Raw genomic sequence first — 15624 nt, forward strand, 5'->3', positions numbered from 1 at the left:
CCGTGGGGGCGCAGGAGGCGGCGGTCCGGCTGACCGGGATCGTCAAGCGCTTCGGGACGCTCACCGCGAACGACCGGATCGACGTCCTCGTGCGCCCCGGCACGGTGCACGCCGTCGTCGGCGAGAACGGGGCCGGCAAGTCGACCCTGATGAAGGTGCTCGCCGGCGAGGAGCGCCCCGACGAGGGCACGGTCGAGGTCGAGGGAGTCGCGCACGACTTCCGCTCGCCGCGCCAGGCCCAGCAGGCCGGCGTGGGCATCGTCCACCAGCACTTCCTCCTCGCGGGCGCCCTCCGCGTGTGGGAGAACGTCGTCCTCGCCGACGAGCCCGGCTCGGCCTGGCGCATCGACGCGGCGGCGGCCCGCCGACGCGTCGGCGAGCTGGCGTCGGCCAACGGCTTCGACGTCGACCCCGATGCGTTCGTGTCCGACCTCGGCGTCGGCGACCGGCAGCGGGTCGAGATCCTCAAGGTGCTCTGGCGCGAGGCCCGCGTCATCATCCTCGACGAGCCCACGGCCGTGCTCGTGCCGTCGGAGGCGACCGCGCTCTTCGCGTCCATCCGCGCGCTCACCGCGAGGGGCGCCTCCGTCGTCTTCATCTCGCACAAGCTCGACGAGGTGCTCGCCTTCGCCGACGACATCACGGTCATCCGGGCAGGGCGCGTGGTGGGGCGGACGACCGCGGCCGAGACCACGCCGCGCGAGCTGGCCGGGCTCATGGTCGAGGTCGCGATGCCGACGGTGGAGCCGCGCAGCACGCCGCCGGGCGACGACGTCGTGCTCGCCGTCGAGGGGCTCACCGTCGGCCGACCCGGCGAGCGCCCCCTGGTCGACGACCTGTCGCTCACCGTGCGCCGGGGCGAGGTCGTCGGCGTCGCGGGCGTCGAGGGCAACGGCCAGTCGGAGCTGCTGGCCGCGCTGCTCGGCCGGGTCGAGCACACGGGCAGCGTGTCGCTCGGCGGGCGCGTCATCGACGACCTGCCCACCCGCGAGCGCCGCGCGCTCGGGCTCGCGTACATCCCGGAGGACCGCCACCGCGACGGGGTCGTGCTCGACCTGAGCCTCGCCGAGAACGCCGCGCTCGGCTACCAGGGCCGGGCACCGATCCGTCGGGGCTGGTGGTTCAGCCGCTCGGCCGCCACGGCGGCGGCCGCCGAGATCATCCGGCGCTTCGACGTGCGGGGCGGCACCCCGTCGACCCGCGCCCGGGCGCTCTCCGGCGGCAACCAGCAGAAGTTCATCATCGGCCGCGAGCTCGGCTCCGACCCGACCGTGCTCGTGGCAGCGCACCCGACCCGCGGCGTCGACGTCGGCGCGCAGAGCGCCGTCTGGCGCGAACTCGTCGAGGCCCGCGACGCCGGCCTCGGCACGCTGCTCGTCTCGGCCGACCTCGACGAGCTGCTCGCCCTCAGCGACCGGCTGCTCGTCATGTACGGCGGCCGCGTCGTCGCCGAGCTCGACCCCCGACACGTCACCGCCCTCGACCTGGGAGAACACATGACCGGCGCCCACGCCCCCGCGACGGGAGGGGCGAGCTGATGCGTCGCGTCGTCGTCACCGCGGCCGGGCCCGTCGTCTCGGTGCTGCTGGCCCTCGCGGTCACCGCCCTCTTCCTCACCGTCGGCGGCTACAGCGCGTCGAGCGCCTTCTCGGTGATGTGGTCGTACGGCACGCAGCCGGCGTCGCTCGTCGCGAGCCTCGACTCGGCCGTGCCGCTCTACCTCGCCGCGGTCGCGGGTGCCTTCGCGGTGCGGATGGGCCTCTTCAACATCGGCGTCGACGGCCAGTACCGCATGGCCGCCCTGGCCGGCGCGGTGGCCGCCGCGTCGCTGCCCTTCCCCCTGGCGGTGCGCCTGCCGCTGACCCTGCTGATCTCCTGCGCCGTGGGCGCCGGCTGGGCCCTCATCCCCGCCCTGCTCAAGATCCACCGCGGCGTCAACGAGGTCATCACCTCCATCCTCCTCAACGCGGTCGCGACCACCGTCGTCGCCGTGCTGCTCAGCGGCGTCTTCCGGTCCGGCGGCGGGCAGAACACCGGCACGGCCATGATCGACGCCGGCGGCCTGATGCCCGCCCTGCCCGGCACGGGCAGCGGGCAGGGAGCGGTCTCGAGCTTCGTCGTCGTCGCCGTGCTGGTCGGCGTCGTGTACCACCTCGTCGTCGACCGCAGCCTCTTCGGCTACGGCCTCCGGGTCGCGGCCCGGTCGCCCGAGGCGGCCGAGTCGGCCGGCATCCGGGTCGACCGCAAGATCGTCCAGGCGATGCTCGTCAGCGGCGCCGTCGCCGGGCTCGTCGGGCTGCCCCACGTGCTCTCGGTCGCCGGCCGCTTCGACGGCACGCTGCCGACCGACCTCATGTTCACCGGGCTGGCGGCGACCCTCCTCGGGCGCCAGCACCCGATCGGCATGGCGCTCGGCGCGTTCGTGCTCGCCTTCGTCGAGCGCAGCAGCCAGGTGCTCGGCCTCGTGCAGCTGCCGACCGAGGTGGGCCAGGTCTTCCTCGCCGTCGTGCTGCTCTCGTCGGCCGTCGGGTACTGGCTCACCGAGCGCGTCGACCAGCGCGTCGCCCTCGCCGCCGCCGTGCGCCGCCGCCTCCGGGCCGCCCGCACCCCCGACGCCGCCCCGACCGGAGGAGCCTCCTGATGAGCACCGGCACCGATCCCCTCGCCGCCGTGACCCCCTCGGGGGCCGGGCCCGCCCGCGCCTCCGTCGACCGCCTCCGCCCGTCCGCGCGCCACGTGCGCGCCGCGCTCCGCTGGACCCTGCTCGGCCTCGGCCTGCTCATCCTCGCCCGTTACCTGGCCGACGCCCCCGGCATCACGGCGTCGGCGACCTGGGGCTCGGCCCTGCGGCTGACCGTGCCGATCGCCGTCGTCGCGATGGGCGGCCTCCTCTCCGAGCGCTCGGGCGTCATCAACGTCGGCCTCGAGGGCATGATGATCGGCGGCACGTGGACGGCCGGCCTCCTCGGCGCCGTCGCGGGCCCCTGGGCCGCCCTGGTCGGCGGCGTCGCCGGCGGGCTCGTCTTCGGGGTGCTGATGGCGGTGCTCTGCATCGAGATGGGCATCAACCAGCTGATCGTCGGCGTCTCGATCAACGTCATCGCGGCGGCCGTCGCGCGCTTCGCCTCCGACATCGTCTTCAGCGGGATGGACGGCGGCACCATCGCGCGGTCGCCCCGCATCGGCGCGGACGTGCCGCACCTGTCGCTGCCGTTCGTCAGCGGCGGCCTCGGCACGCCCGACCTCAGCCGTGCCATGGAGGCCTCCGAGCTGCCCGTCGTCGCCCAGGTCGGCGGCCTCGTCGGGGGCCTGACCCGCGACGTCTCGCTCGCCGCGGTGATCGGCCTGCTGATCATCCCCGTCGTCGCGTGGGTGCTCTGGAAGACGCCGTTCGGCCTCCGCTGGCGCGCCGCCGGCGAGGAGCCCGCCGCCCTGCAGGCGCTCGGCGGCAGCGTGCACCGCACGCGCTGGATCGCGGTGCTCGTCGGCTCGGGGCTCGCCGGCTTCGCGGGCGGCTACCTCACCCTCATCTCGCAGGGCTACATCGAGAACCAGACCGCCGGCCGCGGCTTCATCGGCCTCGCGACGCTGATCTTCGGCAACTGGACGCCGTCGGGCGTGTTCTTCGGCGCCGCCCTCTTCGGCGTCAGCGACGCCGTCGGCATCGGCCGGCCGGAGACGCTGCGGGCGCTCGTGCTCGTGCTCGCCGTCGTCTTCACGGCCCTCGGCCTGCTGCGGCTGCGCCGCACGGTGCCCGGCCGGAAGCTGCGCGAGGGCCTGCCGCCCCTGGTCGTGGGCGTCGTGCTGCTCGTCGTGTTCGTCGCGGTGCCGCTGCCCGCCGCGGTCTCCAGCGCGACCCCGTACGTCGTGACGCTGGCGGTGCTGGTCGTCGCCGGCACCCGCATGCGGCCCCCGGCGGCGCTCGGGCGGCTGGTGCCGCGACGCACGCGCCGCAGCTGACACCGCCCGGCCCGTCCTGCCACTGCCACTGCCCCTGCTCCTGCTCCTGCTCCCCCGACCTCTCGAGGACCCACCGTGCTCCACCATGCCTCCCCCACCTCCCTCGCCGGCGTCGACGTCTGGGACGGCCACGGCGCCCTCGGCCCGAGCACCGTCAGCTGGGGCCCCGCGCGGCCCGGCATCGCGACGGACGCCGTGGTCACCGAGGTGGAGCCGGCAGAGCCGTCGGCCCGCTTCGAGGGGCTGTCGCTCGTGCCCGGCCTCGTCGACACCCACGTCCACCTGATCGGGAACGCGGGAGGCGCCTCCTCGGGGTTCCTGACCTGGCCGCTCGTGACGCCCCCCACCGAGCAGGTGCTGCACGGCCTGGCCCACGCCCGGCGTGCCCTGGCCGGCGGGGTCACCACCCTGCGCGACCTGTCGGCCGACGAGGTGCAGTTCTCGCTGGCGCGCGCCGTGGAGGCGGGGCTCGTCGAGGCGCCGCGGATCCTCGCGCACGGCATGGTGAGCATGACGGGAGGGCACGGCGACATGTTCGTGCCCCCGGGGGTCGACCCGCGCCTCCGGAAGCCCACCGCCGACGGCGTCGACGCCTGCCGGGCCCTGGTGCGGACGCACGCGCGTGCGGGGGCGACGGGCATCAAGATCGCGACGAGCGGCGGGCTGCTCTCCGAGGGCGACGCCCCCTCCTGGCGCAACCACACGAGCGCCGAGATCGACGCGATCGTCGACGAGGCGCACGCGCTCGGCCTGCTCGTCGCGGCCCACGCCCACACCGCCGAGGGCATCCGCGTGGCCCTCCGCGCGGGCGTCGACTCGATCGAGCACGCCACACAGCTCGACGGCGACCTCGCCCGGCAGGTCGTGGCGGCCGGGCTGCCCATCGCCCCCACGCTGCTGATCAACGACGCCATCGCCGAGGGCTCGGTGCCCGTCTCGGCCGAGCAGCGCGAGACGGCGGCCGCGCTCGTCGCGACCCGCGACCCTGCGTTCCGCGCCGCCGCCGAGGTCGGCGTCGACTTCGTGCTCGGCACCGACGCCAACGGGTTCCACGTCGCGTTCGGCGACCAGATGCGCGAGCTGCGGCGGATGGGCGACGTGTTCGGCTGGTCGCCCGAGCGGGTGCTCCGGGCGGGCACGTCGCGCGCGGCGGCGGCGATCGGCCGGTCGACGCAGCTCGGCCGCGTGGCCGTCGGGGCCGCCGCCGACTTCGTGCTGCTGCGCGGGCGCCCGTGGGAGGACGCGGCGGCGCTCGACCCTGACGCGATCGTCGCGGTCGTCGCCCGCGGGCGGGTGGTCGCGGGGGCGCTGCCCGCGGCCTGAGGACGGCGCCGCCCGCCCTGTGCGGGCCGGCCCGGCCCTGACCTCAGCCCTTCCGCTGCGCCCGGTACCCGACCGGCGTCGACCCGTGCACCGCCTTGAACTGGCGCGAGAAGTAGAAGGGGTCGACGTAGCCCACCCGCTCCGCCACCAGCCCGACCGGCAGGTCGGTGGTGTCGAGCAGCTCCCGGGCCCGCGCCATGCGCAGCTGCGTCTGGTACCGCAGCGGGGTCGACCCGGTCTCCGCCTTGAAGCGCGCCGCGAAGTGCGACGGGCTGAGCCGGGCGAGGGCCGCGAGCTCCTCGACCGAGACGCGGTCGGTGACGTGCTTGCGCAGGTAGTCCTGCGCCTGCTCGACCGCCGACTCCCGCGGGCTGCCGACCCGCCGCTCCGAGCAGAGCAGGGCCATGAGGTGCCACGCGGCGCCCGACGCGGCGAGCACGCTGGCGAAGGTCTGGTCGCGCTCCATCGCCTGCACGACCTCCTCGATCAGCGCAACGACGCGGTAGACGTCGGTGAGCTGCCGCACCGGCGCCGACGCGGTCAGGCCGGCGACGCGGAGGAACTCGGCGAGGTCGCACCCGTCGAGGTGCAGCCACCAGAGCGTCCAGGGCGCCGCGTCGTCCGAGCCGTACTCGTGCGCCGTCTCGGGCGGCACGACGACGACCTGCCCGGCGCTGACGACGTGCCGCACGCCGCCGACCTCGCACCAGCCGCCGCCGCGCACGCAGACGAGCACGACGCTCTGCGGCACCCCGGCGGGGCGGGCCATGCCGTGCGCCCGGGCCTCGGGGAAGTACCCCGCGTCGGTCACGACCAGGTGCGACGTGCCCGGCTGCGTGAGGGCGGTGCGCACCGCCTGTCGGGGCATGACGAGCAGCCGCTGCCCGGGGAAGCCGTCCTCGATGGTCATGGTTCGATGATGGCCGGCGATCGTCGTTTCGTCCAGGGACGCCGGTGGATCGGGCGTTCCGGAGGCGCGGGTCGGCTCCGTACGCTGGCCCCATGCTCACCGCCGAGTCGAGGTTGACTCTTCCCCCCGTGCCCGCTGACCAGGCCTCGGCAGGCGTCGCCGCCTGGTCGGAGCCCCTCGTCGTCGACACCTACCTGCCGGGCGAACCCGACAGGTACCCGGCCTTCCTCGACTCCCGGGTCTACCAAGGATCGTCCGGGCGGGTCTTCCCGCTGCCGTTCCACGAGCGCATCGAGGCCGAGAAGCGGCCCCACGCGTGGGACGCCGTGCACCTCGAGAACGAGTGGCTGCGCCTCGTCGTCCTGCCGCAGCTCGGCGGCCGCATCCACGTGGCCTACGACAAGACGGCCGACTACGACATCTTCTACCGCAACAACGTCGTCAAGCCCGCGCTCGTCGGCCTCGCCGGGCCCTGGATCTCCGGCGGCGTCGAGTTCAACTGGCCCCAGCACCACCGCCCCGCGACGTTCCTCCCCACCGACGTGTCGATCGAGCGCGAGGCCGACGGGGCCGTCACCGTGTGGTGCTCCGACCACGACCCCTTCGCACGGATGAAGGGCATGCACGGCATCCGCCTGCGCCCCGGCTCCTCGCTGATCGAGGCCCGCGTGCGGCTCTTCAACCGCAGCGACGAGACGCAGACCTTCCTCTGGTGGGCGAACGTCGCCGCCGCGGTCAACGACGACTACCAGTCGTTCTTCCCGACCGACGTCCGCCACGTGGCCGACCACGCGAAGCGCGCCGTCGTCGACTTCCCCCGCGTCGCCGGCGAGTACTACGGCGTCGACTACCCGGGGCGCGTCGACGCCGACCACCCCGACGGCGACCGGCTCGACTGGTACCGCAACATCCCGGTGCCGACCTCGTACATGGTCACGCACACCGACGACGACTTCTTCGGCGGCTACGACCACGGCCGTCGGGCGGGCTTCGTCCACTGGGCCGATCGGGCGATCTCCCCCGGCAAGAAGCAGTGGACGTGGGGTAATGCTCCCTTCGGCTGGGCCTGGGACGACAACCTCACCGACGGCGACGGCCCCTACGTCGAGCTCATGGCCGGCGTGTACACCGACAACCAGCCCGACTTCTCCTTCCTCACGCCCGGCGAGACGAAGACCTTCAGCCAGTTCTGGTACCCGATCACCGAGATCGGCCCGGCTCACCAGGCGACGCGCGACGCCGCGCTGCGTGTCGACCTGCCCGAGGAGGGGCCCGCGGTGCTCCGCGTCGGCCTCGCCGTGACGCACGCCCACCCCGCCGTCGACGTCGTCGTCCGGGCCCGCGACGGCCGGGTGCTCGACCAGCACCGCGTCGCCGTCGCACCCGGCTCGCCCGCGGTGCTCGACCGCCCGCTGCCCGAGGGCACGGTGCTCGACGACGTCCTGGTGGAGGCGCGGGCCGAGGGGCGCGTGCTCGTCGCGGTCGACGGCCGCAGCGTGGCCGCCCAGCTCGACGCCGAGGCCGGCGCGGACGGCACCGACGGCACCGACGGCACGGGCACCGTCGACGCCCCGGCCGCCGCGGTCGCTCCGCCGGCCCCCGCCGACGTCGCCACCGTCGACGAGCTCTTCCTCGTCGGCCAGTACCTGCAGCAGTACCGCCACGCGACCCGGTCGCCCGAGCCGTACTGGAGGGAGGCGCTCCGTCGCGACCCCGGAGACGTGCGGGTCAACGTCGCGCTGGCGACGCTCCTGCACGACTCCGCCCGCTGGGGCGAGGCGCTCGACCTGCTGCGCACGGCCGTGACGCGCCAGCTGGCCTGGGCACCGAACCCCGCCGACGGCGAGCCGCTCTACCGGCTCGGCCTCGCCCTCACCCGTCTCGGCCGCGGGGCGGAGGCGCAGGAGGCGCTGGCGAAGTCCGCCTGGAACGCCGCCTGGGCCGGGCCCGCCTCGCTGGCCCGTGCGCGCCTCCTCGGCCGCTCCGACCCCGCCACCGCGGAGCAGCTGCTCCGCGCTGTGCTGCGCCGCGACGCCGACAACCTGCAGGCCCGCGACCTCCTCGTCCTGACCCTCCGCGACCTCGACCGACGCGAGGAGGCCGACGACCTGCTGCACGAGACGCTCGCGCTCGACCCGCTGGACCAGTGGGCCCGCCACCTCGCCGGCCGGGTCCTCTCCGACGACTCCCCCACCCTCCTCGACGTCGCCCTCGAGTACGGCTCGGCCGGGTACCTCGACGAGGCCCTCTCGGTGCTCGACCTCGCCCAGGCGCAGCTCCCCCGCGCCGCGCAGGGCCAGGTGAACGTGGGCCCCCTGCTCGGCTACCACCGCGCCTCCCTGCTGGCCCGGGCCGGCCGCACGGCCGAGGCCCGCCGCGCCCTCGTCTCGCTGCACGCCGTCGACGCCACCCGCTGCCTGCCGTCGCGGCTCGACGACGTCACCGTGCTGCTCGAGGCCGTGCAGGTGGTGCCGGCCGACGGCCTCGCCTGGTCGCTGCTCGGCAGCTGGTACTACGCCCACGGCCGCGGCGCCGACGCCGCCGACGCGTGGCGTCGGGCCCTCCAGGGCGACCTCGACGACGCCCAGGCCGCGGTCGTCGAGCGCAACCTCGGCGTGGCCGCCTACAACGTCGCCCACGACCCCGAGGCAGCGGCCGAGCACTACGCCGCGGCCCGCCAGCTCCGGCCCGACGACTCGCGCCTGCTCTTCGAGAGCGACCAGCTCGCCGAGCGCCGTGGCGTGCCCGCGGCCGAGCGACTCGACGCCCTCGAACGGCAGTCGGCCCTCGTGCTCGAGCGCGACGACCTCAGCGTCGTCCGCGCCCGGCTGCTCACCGCCGTCGGCCGTCATGACGACGCCCTCGCCGCGGTGCGCGCTCGTCGGTTCCAGCCCTGGGAGGGCGGCGAGGGCCAGGTGCTCGGCGCCTGGGAGGCCGCCTCGCTGGCGGCCGCCCGCGAAGCGCTCGCCGCGGACGACGCCGACACGGCGCACGACCACGTCGTCGCCGCGCTCGAGCCCCCGACGACCCTGGGCGAGGCGCGCCACCCCCTGCAGACGACGGCGGAGCTCCACCTCGCCCTCGGCGACGCCCTCGCCGCCCGCTGCGACGACGACGCCGCCCGGTGGGCCTGGCGGCAGGCGGCGGACGCCACGGGCGACTTCGCCGGCATGGCCGCCCAGGCCTTCACCGAGCGGAGCGCCGCGTCGGTCACCGCCCTGACCAGGCTCGGCGCCGACGACGAGGCGCGGGCCCTGCTCCGCCGGTTCGACGCGTTCGTCGACGAGCTGGCCGCCACCCCGGCCGAGGTCGACTACTTCGCCACCTCGCTGCCCACGATGCTGCTCTTCCAGGACGACCCGCAGCAGGGGCGCGACGCCGAGGTCACCCGGCTGCGCCACGTGGTCGCCGAGCTGTGGACGGGGCTGGGCCACGAGCCCTCCCCCGTCGACCCCACCACCCCCGACCCGACCGCCCCCGCGGTCACGTCCGGCGACGACGCCGGGCGCCCCTAGGAAGGAACCATGACCACCATGTCGACACCGATCAGGCCGAGGGCGCGACGCCGCGTCCTCTCCGCCGCCGCGCTCCTCGCGGCGGCCGCCGCCCTCGCGGGCTGCTCCATCCCCAGCGCCGACGGCGGCGAGGGCGGCGCCGAGCGCATCGGCGCCCTCTACCTCGACTCGCAGGGCTTCTACGGCGGCGTCAAGAAGGGCGTCCAGGACGCGGCGGACGCCGACTCGAAGAAGGTCGACTTCCTCGAGTCGACCTCGGCGGGCGACGTCTCGAAGGAGAGCTCGTTCATGAACACGCTCACCTCCTCCGGCGTCAGCGCGATCATCATGTCCGCGGTCTCGACCGACGGCAGCGTGCCCGCGGTGCGCCAGGCCAGCGAGGCCGGGATCCCGGTCATCTGCTACAACACCTGCGTCAGCGACGACGCCGTCGACCAGTACGTCACGGCCTGGGTGCTCGGCGACCCGCTGAAGTTCGGCGGCGACCTCGGCACGCAGGCGGCGGCGTACTTCACCGAGGCCGGCATCACGGCCCCGAAGATGGGCGTCATCAACTGCGAGCAGTACGAGGTCTGCCAGCAGCGCTTCAAGGGCTTCTCCGAGGCCCTGACCGCAGCGCTGCCCGGCACGGTCTTCGTCGCGAACCAGGAGGGCGCCGAGGTCGACCAGGCGGTCTCGACCGCCGAGCAGATGCTCAGCGCGAACCCCGACCTCGACGGGCTCTACGGCGAGGCCGGCGGCGCGACCGTCGGGGCCTACAAGGCCGTCCAGACCCGCGGCCTCACCGGTCAGGTCGCCGTCTTCGGCTCCGACATGACGTCCGACATCGCGGCCGAGCTCGCCGACGGCTCCGTGCTCAAGGCCGTCGTCGACATCAGCGGCATCGAGGCGGGCAAGCTCGCCTTCGCCGCCGCGCAGGACGCCATCGACGGGAAGACCCCCGACGAGAAGGTCGTCGCGGCGCCGATCGACCTCTACCTGCCCGCCGACGCGGCCGGGTGGACCGAGACCCACCCCGACGGTCTCCCGTGATCGGCACGGTGAGCCCGGCCCCCGCCGGGCTCACCGTCGCCCCTCTCATCCACCACCACCCGATCCCCGGAGGATCCCCTTGTCAGAGTCGACAGCCGACACCCCGATCGCGCCGCTCGATCCCGCCCGCGACCGCGGCGCCCCCATCGCCGAGGCCCGCGGCGTCAGCCAGGTCTACCCCGGCGTCACCGCCCTCGACGGGGTCGACTTCGCCGTCCACGCCGGCGAGGTCCGCGCCCTGCTCGGCCAGAACGGCGCCGGCAAGTCGACGCTGATCCGCCTGCTCAGCGGCGTCGAGACCCCCAGCGCCGGTGAGGTCCTGCTCGGCGGGCAGCCGCTCCGCGACGGCGGCGTCACCGCCGCCTCCGCCGCGGGCGTCGCCACGTGCTACCAGGAGCTCAGCCTCGTGCCCGGCGTCACCGTCGCCGAGAACCTCGCCATGGGCCGCTGGCCCCGCGGCCGGTTCGGCATCGACACCCGCGCGATGGTCGAGCGGGCCCGCGCGACCTTCGAGCGCCTCGGGGCCGACATCGACGTGCACGCCGAGGTCGCCGGGCTCACGCTCGCCCAGCAGCAGATCGTCGAGATCGGCCGTGCCCTGCAGGACGACCCGCGCCTGCTCATCCTCGACGAGCCGACGAGCGCGCTCGCGGCGGCGGAGGTCGACCTCGTGCTCGACACCGTCAAGCGGCTCGCCGCCCAGGGCGTCGCGGTGCTCTACGTCAGCCACCGGATGGACGAGATCCGTCAGATCGCCGACACCGCGACCGTGATGCGCAACGGCAAGGTCGTCGAGACCGTCTCCATCGCGGGCAGCGACACCGCCCACATCATCGAGCTGATGATCGGCGCCGACCCCGAACAGCGGGCCGTCGCGACGCGACCGGTCACCTCGGGCGAGGTGCTCCTCCGCGTCGACGACCTCGACGTGGCCCCGAAGCTCCGGGGCGTCAGCTTCGAGGGCCGGGCCGGCGAGGTGCTCGGCATCGCGGGGCTCCTCGGCTCCGGGCGCACCGAGCTGCTCCAGGCGATCGCGGGCTTCCGGCCGGCGACGGGCGGCACCGTCTCGATCGCGGGCTCCGTCGTCGACCGGCCCACCGCCTCCCGCATGCTGGCCCTCGGGGTCGGCATGACCCCGGAGGACCGCAAGGGCCGCGGCGTCGTGCCCGGCCTCGGCATCGACGAGAACATCGTCATGAGCGACTTCGGCCGGGTCACCCGGGGAGGCGCGCTGTCGGCCGGGGCGATCGCCACCGCCACGAAGGCGCTCGCCGACCGGCTCAGCATCAAGGCCCACGACCTCTCGCGCCCGATCAGCACCCTCAGCGGCGGCAACCAGCAGAAGGCGGTCATCGCCCGCTGGCTGCACGCCGACAGCCGCGTGCTCCTCCTCGACGAGCCCACCCGGGGCGTCGACGTCGAGGCGAAGGCGCAGATCTACGAGATCATGCGCGCCGTCGCCGACACCGGCAAGCTCGTCGTCTTCGTCTCGAGCGAGATCGAGGAGCTGCCCCTGGCCTGCGACCGCGTGCTCGTCCTCCGCGACGGCGGCCTCCGCGAGGAGTACCGCGCCCCCGACATCTCCCTGCCCGTGCTGCTCCAGGCCTCCATGGTCTCGAGCTGAAGAAGGACGACCCGATGACCTCCACGCTCGACCCCACCACCACCTCGGCCACGCCCGGCGGCCGCCCCCGCGGCGGCGCCGTCGGCCGCGTCCGCGACGCGTTCCGTCGCAACACGACCCTCGTCAACATCGTCGGCCTGCTGGTCGCGATCGTCGTGCTGTACCTCTACCTGATGTTCAACGCGGTGGGCTTCTTCACCGTCGCCAACCAGAGCGGGCTGCTCCGCGACGCCGCGCTGATCGGCATCGCCGCGACGGGCATGACCCTCGTGATCATCGCCGGCGAGATCGACGTGAGCACCGGCCCGGCCGTCGCCCTGTCGTCGGTCATCGTCGCCGTGGCGATGACGCAATGGGGGCTGCCCGCGCTGCTCGCCATCCTGATCACGCTCGTGGTCGGGGCGGGCTGGGGCGCCCTCGCCGGCGTGCTGCGAGCCCGCTTCCTCGTGCCGTCGTTCATCGCGACGCTCGGGCTCTGGAGCGTGCTGCGCGGCCTCGGCCAGTTCAGCACCGACGCGCTGCCCGTGCCGCTGCCCCTCGACGAGCCGGTCATGCCGTTCCTCACCGGCACCGTGCTCGGCGTGCCGACCCCGGCCGTCATCATGATCGTCGCCTTCCTGGTCTTCGCCTTCGTCGCCCGCAAGACGGCCTTCGGCCGCTCGGTCTTCGCCATCGGCGGCAACGCCGCGGCGGCCCGGCTCGCGGGCATCAAGGTCGCCCGGGTGCGGGTGCTGCTCTTCGCGATCATGGGCATGCTCGGTGCCCTGAGCGGCGTGCTGCTCGCCGCCCGCCTCGGCTCGGGCAACGCCGGTGCGGCCAACGGCCTCGAGTTCGACGTCATCGCCGCGGTCGTGATCGGCGGCACCGCGATGTCGGGCGGGCGCGGCAGCCTCGTCGGCACCTTCCTCGGCGTGATCTTCATCACGCTGATCGGCAACGGGCTCGTGCTGCTCGGCGTCGACTCCTTCCTCCAGAGCGTCGTGCGCGGTGTGATCATCGTGCTCGCCGTCCTGCTCAACGTCACCCTCTCCCGCAAGCGCGGGTCGATCGAAGAGAGCTAGGCCATGACCACCACCGTCCCCTCCCCCGAGGCCGCGACCCGCGCCTCCTCGCCCACCGGCACCATGCAGGGCGTGTTCCTGCCCGGCGACGGCACCGCCGAGCTGCGGACGCACGACGTGCCGACGCCCGGCCCCGGGCAGGTGCTCGTGCAGGTCGGCGCGAGCGGCATCTGCGGCAGCGACATCGGCTTCATCTACAACGGCTACAAGACGCACAAGGGCCTCGACGGCGCCCCCGCCTACAAAGGCGTCGTCGCGGGCCACGAGCCGTGCGGGCGCATCGTGTCGTCGGGGCCCGGGGTCACCCGTTTCGGCGTCGGCGACGACGTCATCGTCTACCACATCCAGGGCTGCGGCCGGTGCCGCAACTGCCGCGCGGGCTACTTCATCAGCTGCACCGACCAGCCGCACAAGGCGTCGTACGGCTGGCAGCGCGACGGCGGCCACGCGGAGTACGTGCTGGTCGACGAGTCGACCTGCGTGCCCCTGCCCGACGGACTCTCGTACGTCGACGGCGCGCTGATCGCCTGCGGCTTCGGCACGGCCTACGAGGGCCTCCGCCGCACGGGCGTCCACGGCGGAGAAGACCTGCTCGTCGTCGGCCTGGGCCCGGTCGGCCTCGCCGCCGCCATGCTCGGGCGGATGCTCGGCGCTCGCCGCGTCATCGGGGTCGAGCGATCGGCCGAGCGCATCGAGTTCGTCCGCGCGACCGGACTCGTCGACGACGTCGTGCTGGCCGACGGCGACGCCGTCGAGAACGTGCTCGCGCTCACCGACGGCGTGGGCTGCCAGGTCACGGTCGACTGCTCGGGCAGCACGCCCGGTCGCCTCACCGCGGTCGAGGCTGCGGCGGAGTGGGGCCGGGTGGGGCTGCTCGGCGAGGGCGGTCGACTCGAGACCGAGGTGTCGGACACGCTGCTGCACAAGCAGCTCACGATCACCGCGTCGTGGGTGACGTCGCTCCAGGGCATGGAGGACGTCGCGCGCATGATCGCCGAGGGCGGCCTCAGCCCCCAGATCGTCGTCTCGCACACGCTGCCGCTCACCGACGCCGACGAGGCCTACCGGATCGCGGCGGCCGGCGCGACCGGCAAGGTCGTGCTCGTGCCGGCCGGCGCCCCGGTGCGCGAGGAGCCCGCCGCCCGGGCCACGACGATCGGGCACCCGGCCTCGTGACGGTGCGGGTCGAGTCGGTCGGCGCCGGCGAGCACGGCGGCCTCCCGCTGATCAGGGTCGTGACCGACGAGCTAGCGCTCGCGTTCGCGCCGACCTGCGGGGGGCGCCTCCTCTCGCTCGTGCACGACGGCCGGGAGCTGCTCTGGCGCGACCCCGCCCTGCTCGACGGCGCGCTGCGGCCGGTCGTGCCGGTCTCGACCTGGCCGACCGGCGACGGCGGCATGTCGACCTGGGCGAACGTCGGCGGATCGAAGACCTGGCCCGCCCCCCAGGGCTGGTCAGGCCCCGACGAGTGGGCCGGGCCGCCCGACCCCGTGCTCGACTCGGGCACCTGGTCGGCGTCGTGGACGGTCGACGAGTCCGTCGTCGTGGTCACGCTCACCAGCCCCGACGACCCGCGTTCGGGCCTGCGGGTCACGCGCCGGTTCACCGTGCGTGACGGGTCGACGCGCCTCGACCAGCACGTCACCTTCGAGAACGTGTCGTCGACGACCCGGCGGTGGGCGATCTGGGAGGTCTGCCAGGCCGACACGGCCGCCGGCGCCGCCTCCCCGTCCGCCGGGTCGTCGGTGGTCGTGCCCCACGACCGGGCCGCCGACGAGCTCGACCTCGGCACGTACGAGGGCGAGCTGCCCAGCGGCCGACGCGGCCACGACGTCGTCCTGCCCCTCGGCACCGGCGTCGCCAAGCGGGGCTACCCCGGAGCCTCGGGGCCGGTCGCCCTGCACGACGAGGGCGGCCCCGTGCTCGCGCTGTCGACGACGCCCGCGACGACGGGCACCTGGCCCGACGGCGGCGCGAAGGTCGAGGTCTGGCTGCAGCGCCCGACGGCCGAGCCGATCGCGTCGCTGGAGGGGCTCCACCCCTCGGCGCACCTCGTCGAGCTGGAGGTGCTCGGGCCGCTCGAGACCCTGCAGCCGGGCGACGCGTCGACGCTCGAGATCGAGTGGCGGGTCGGGCCGGCGTAGCCGGCCGATCCGGGCCGAGGTGCGACGACGTCGCCGAGGTGCTCCGCTCGGGGCC

Annotated in this window: 11 protein-coding genes; 10 read left to right on the forward strand and 1 reads right to left on the reverse strand. The window is 74.8% G+C overall.

Features of this window, described 5'->3' with window-relative positions:
- Positions 1 to 2: 2 nt before the first annotated feature.
- From F1C15_RS02975 to F1C15_RS02990, 4 genes are all read left to right on the forward strand, one after another.
- Positions 3 to 1538 (forward strand): ABC transporter ATP-binding protein, encoded by a 1536-nt coding sequence (locus tag F1C15_RS02975; protein WP_185232871.1) that lies wholly within the window; start codon positions 3 to 5, stop codon positions 1536 to 1538.
- Positions 1538 to 2641: an ABC transporter permease gene (locus tag F1C15_RS02980; protein WP_056055305.1), complete on the forward strand. Its 1104-nt coding sequence runs from the start codon at positions 1538 to 1540 to the stop codon at positions 2639 to 2641. Before F1C15_RS02975 ends, F1C15_RS02980 begins: the two co-directional genes overlap by 1 nt.
- Positions 2641 to 3960, forward strand: a complete 1320-nt coding sequence (locus tag F1C15_RS02985; protein WP_185232873.1) for an ABC transporter permease — start codon at positions 2641 to 2643, stop codon at positions 3958 to 3960. Before F1C15_RS02980 ends, F1C15_RS02985 begins: the two co-directional genes overlap by 1 nt.
- A gap of 75 nt (positions 3961 to 4035) precedes the next feature.
- Positions 4036 to 5283, forward strand: coding sequence for an amidohydrolase family protein (locus tag F1C15_RS02990; protein WP_185232875.1), 1248 nt, complete (start codon positions 4036 to 4038; stop codon positions 5281 to 5283).
- Positions 5284 to 5326: 43 nt separating this feature from the next.
- Here F1C15_RS02990 and F1C15_RS02995 read toward each other — a convergent pair whose 3' ends face one another.
- Positions 5327 to 6193, reverse strand: coding sequence for an AraC family transcriptional regulator (locus F1C15_RS02995; RefSeq protein ID WP_185232877.1), 867 nt, complete (start codon positions 6191 to 6193; stop codon positions 5327 to 5329).
- A 92-nt stretch (positions 6194 to 6285) separates the two neighbouring features.
- Here F1C15_RS02995 and F1C15_RS03000 point away from each other — a divergent pair, with 92 nt between their 5' ends.
- The 6 genes from F1C15_RS03000 (at position 6286) to F1C15_RS03025 (ending at position 15569) form a co-directional block, all read left to right on the forward strand.
- Positions 6286 to 9708: a DUF5107 domain-containing protein gene (locus tag F1C15_RS03000; protein ID WP_185232878.1), complete on the forward strand. Its 3423-nt coding sequence runs from the start codon at positions 6286 to 6288 to the stop codon at positions 9706 to 9708.
- A 9-nt stretch (positions 9709 to 9717) separates the two neighbouring features.
- Positions 9718 to 10740, forward strand: coding sequence for a substrate-binding domain-containing protein (locus F1C15_RS03005; RefSeq protein WP_185232880.1), 1023 nt, complete (start codon positions 9718 to 9720; stop codon positions 10738 to 10740).
- Between the two features lie 79 nt (positions 10741 to 10819).
- Positions 10820 to 12364, forward strand: coding sequence for a sugar ABC transporter ATP-binding protein (locus F1C15_RS03010; RefSeq protein ID WP_197981082.1), 1545 nt, complete (start codon positions 10820 to 10822; stop codon positions 12362 to 12364).
- 14 nt (positions 12365 to 12378) lie between these two features.
- Positions 12379 to 13425: an ABC transporter permease gene (locus tag F1C15_RS03015; RefSeq protein WP_056055320.1), complete on the forward strand. Its 1047-nt coding sequence runs from the start codon at positions 12379 to 12381 to the stop codon at positions 13423 to 13425.
- Positions 13426 to 13428: 3 nt separating this feature from the next.
- A complete protein-coding gene (locus F1C15_RS03020) occupies positions 13429 to 14601 on the forward strand; it encodes a zinc-binding dehydrogenase (RefSeq protein ID WP_219731563.1) in 1173 nt (390 codons plus the stop codon).
- Between the two features lie 59 nt (positions 14602 to 14660).
- Positions 14661 to 15569: a hypothetical protein gene (locus F1C15_RS03025; protein WP_185232882.1), complete on the forward strand. Its 909-nt coding sequence runs from the start codon at positions 14661 to 14663 to the stop codon at positions 15567 to 15569.
- Positions 15570 to 15624: the final 55 nt, after the last annotated feature.

The sequence above is a fragment of the Frigoribacterium sp. NBH87 genome (assembly GCF_014217665.1).
Lineage (GTDB): Bacteria > Actinomycetota > Actinomycetes > Actinomycetales > Microbacteriaceae > Frigoribacterium > Frigoribacterium endophyticum.

Bases quoted from the DNA above. Each gene is read 5' to 3' on its own strand.
- F1C15_RS02980 (WP_056055305.1), top strand. From the start codon at position 1,538: ATGCGTCGCGTCGTCGTCACCGCGGCCGGGCCCGTCGTCTCGGTGCTG.
- F1C15_RS02985 (WP_185232873.1), top strand. From the start codon at position 2,641: ATGAGCACCGGCACCGATCCCCTCGCCGCCGTGACCCCCTCGGGGGCC.
- F1C15_RS02995 (WP_185232877.1), bottom strand. From the start codon at position 6,193: ATGACCATCGAGGACGGCTTCCCCGGGCAGCGGCTGCTCGTCATGCCC.
- F1C15_RS03000 (WP_185232878.1), top strand. From the start codon at position 6,286: ATGCTCACCGCCGAGTCGAGGTTGACTCTTCCCCCCGTGCCCGCTGAC.
- F1C15_RS03005 (WP_185232880.1), top strand. From the start codon at position 9,718: ATGACCACCATGTCGACACCGATCAGGCCGAGGGCGCGACGCCGCGTC.
- F1C15_RS03015 (WP_056055320.1), top strand. From the start codon at position 12,379: ATGACCTCCACGCTCGACCCCACCACCACCTCGGCCACGCCCGGCGGC.
- F1C15_RS03020 (WP_219731563.1), top strand. From the start codon at position 13,429: ATGACCACCACCGTCCCCTCCCCCGAGGCCGCGACCCGCGCCTCCTCG.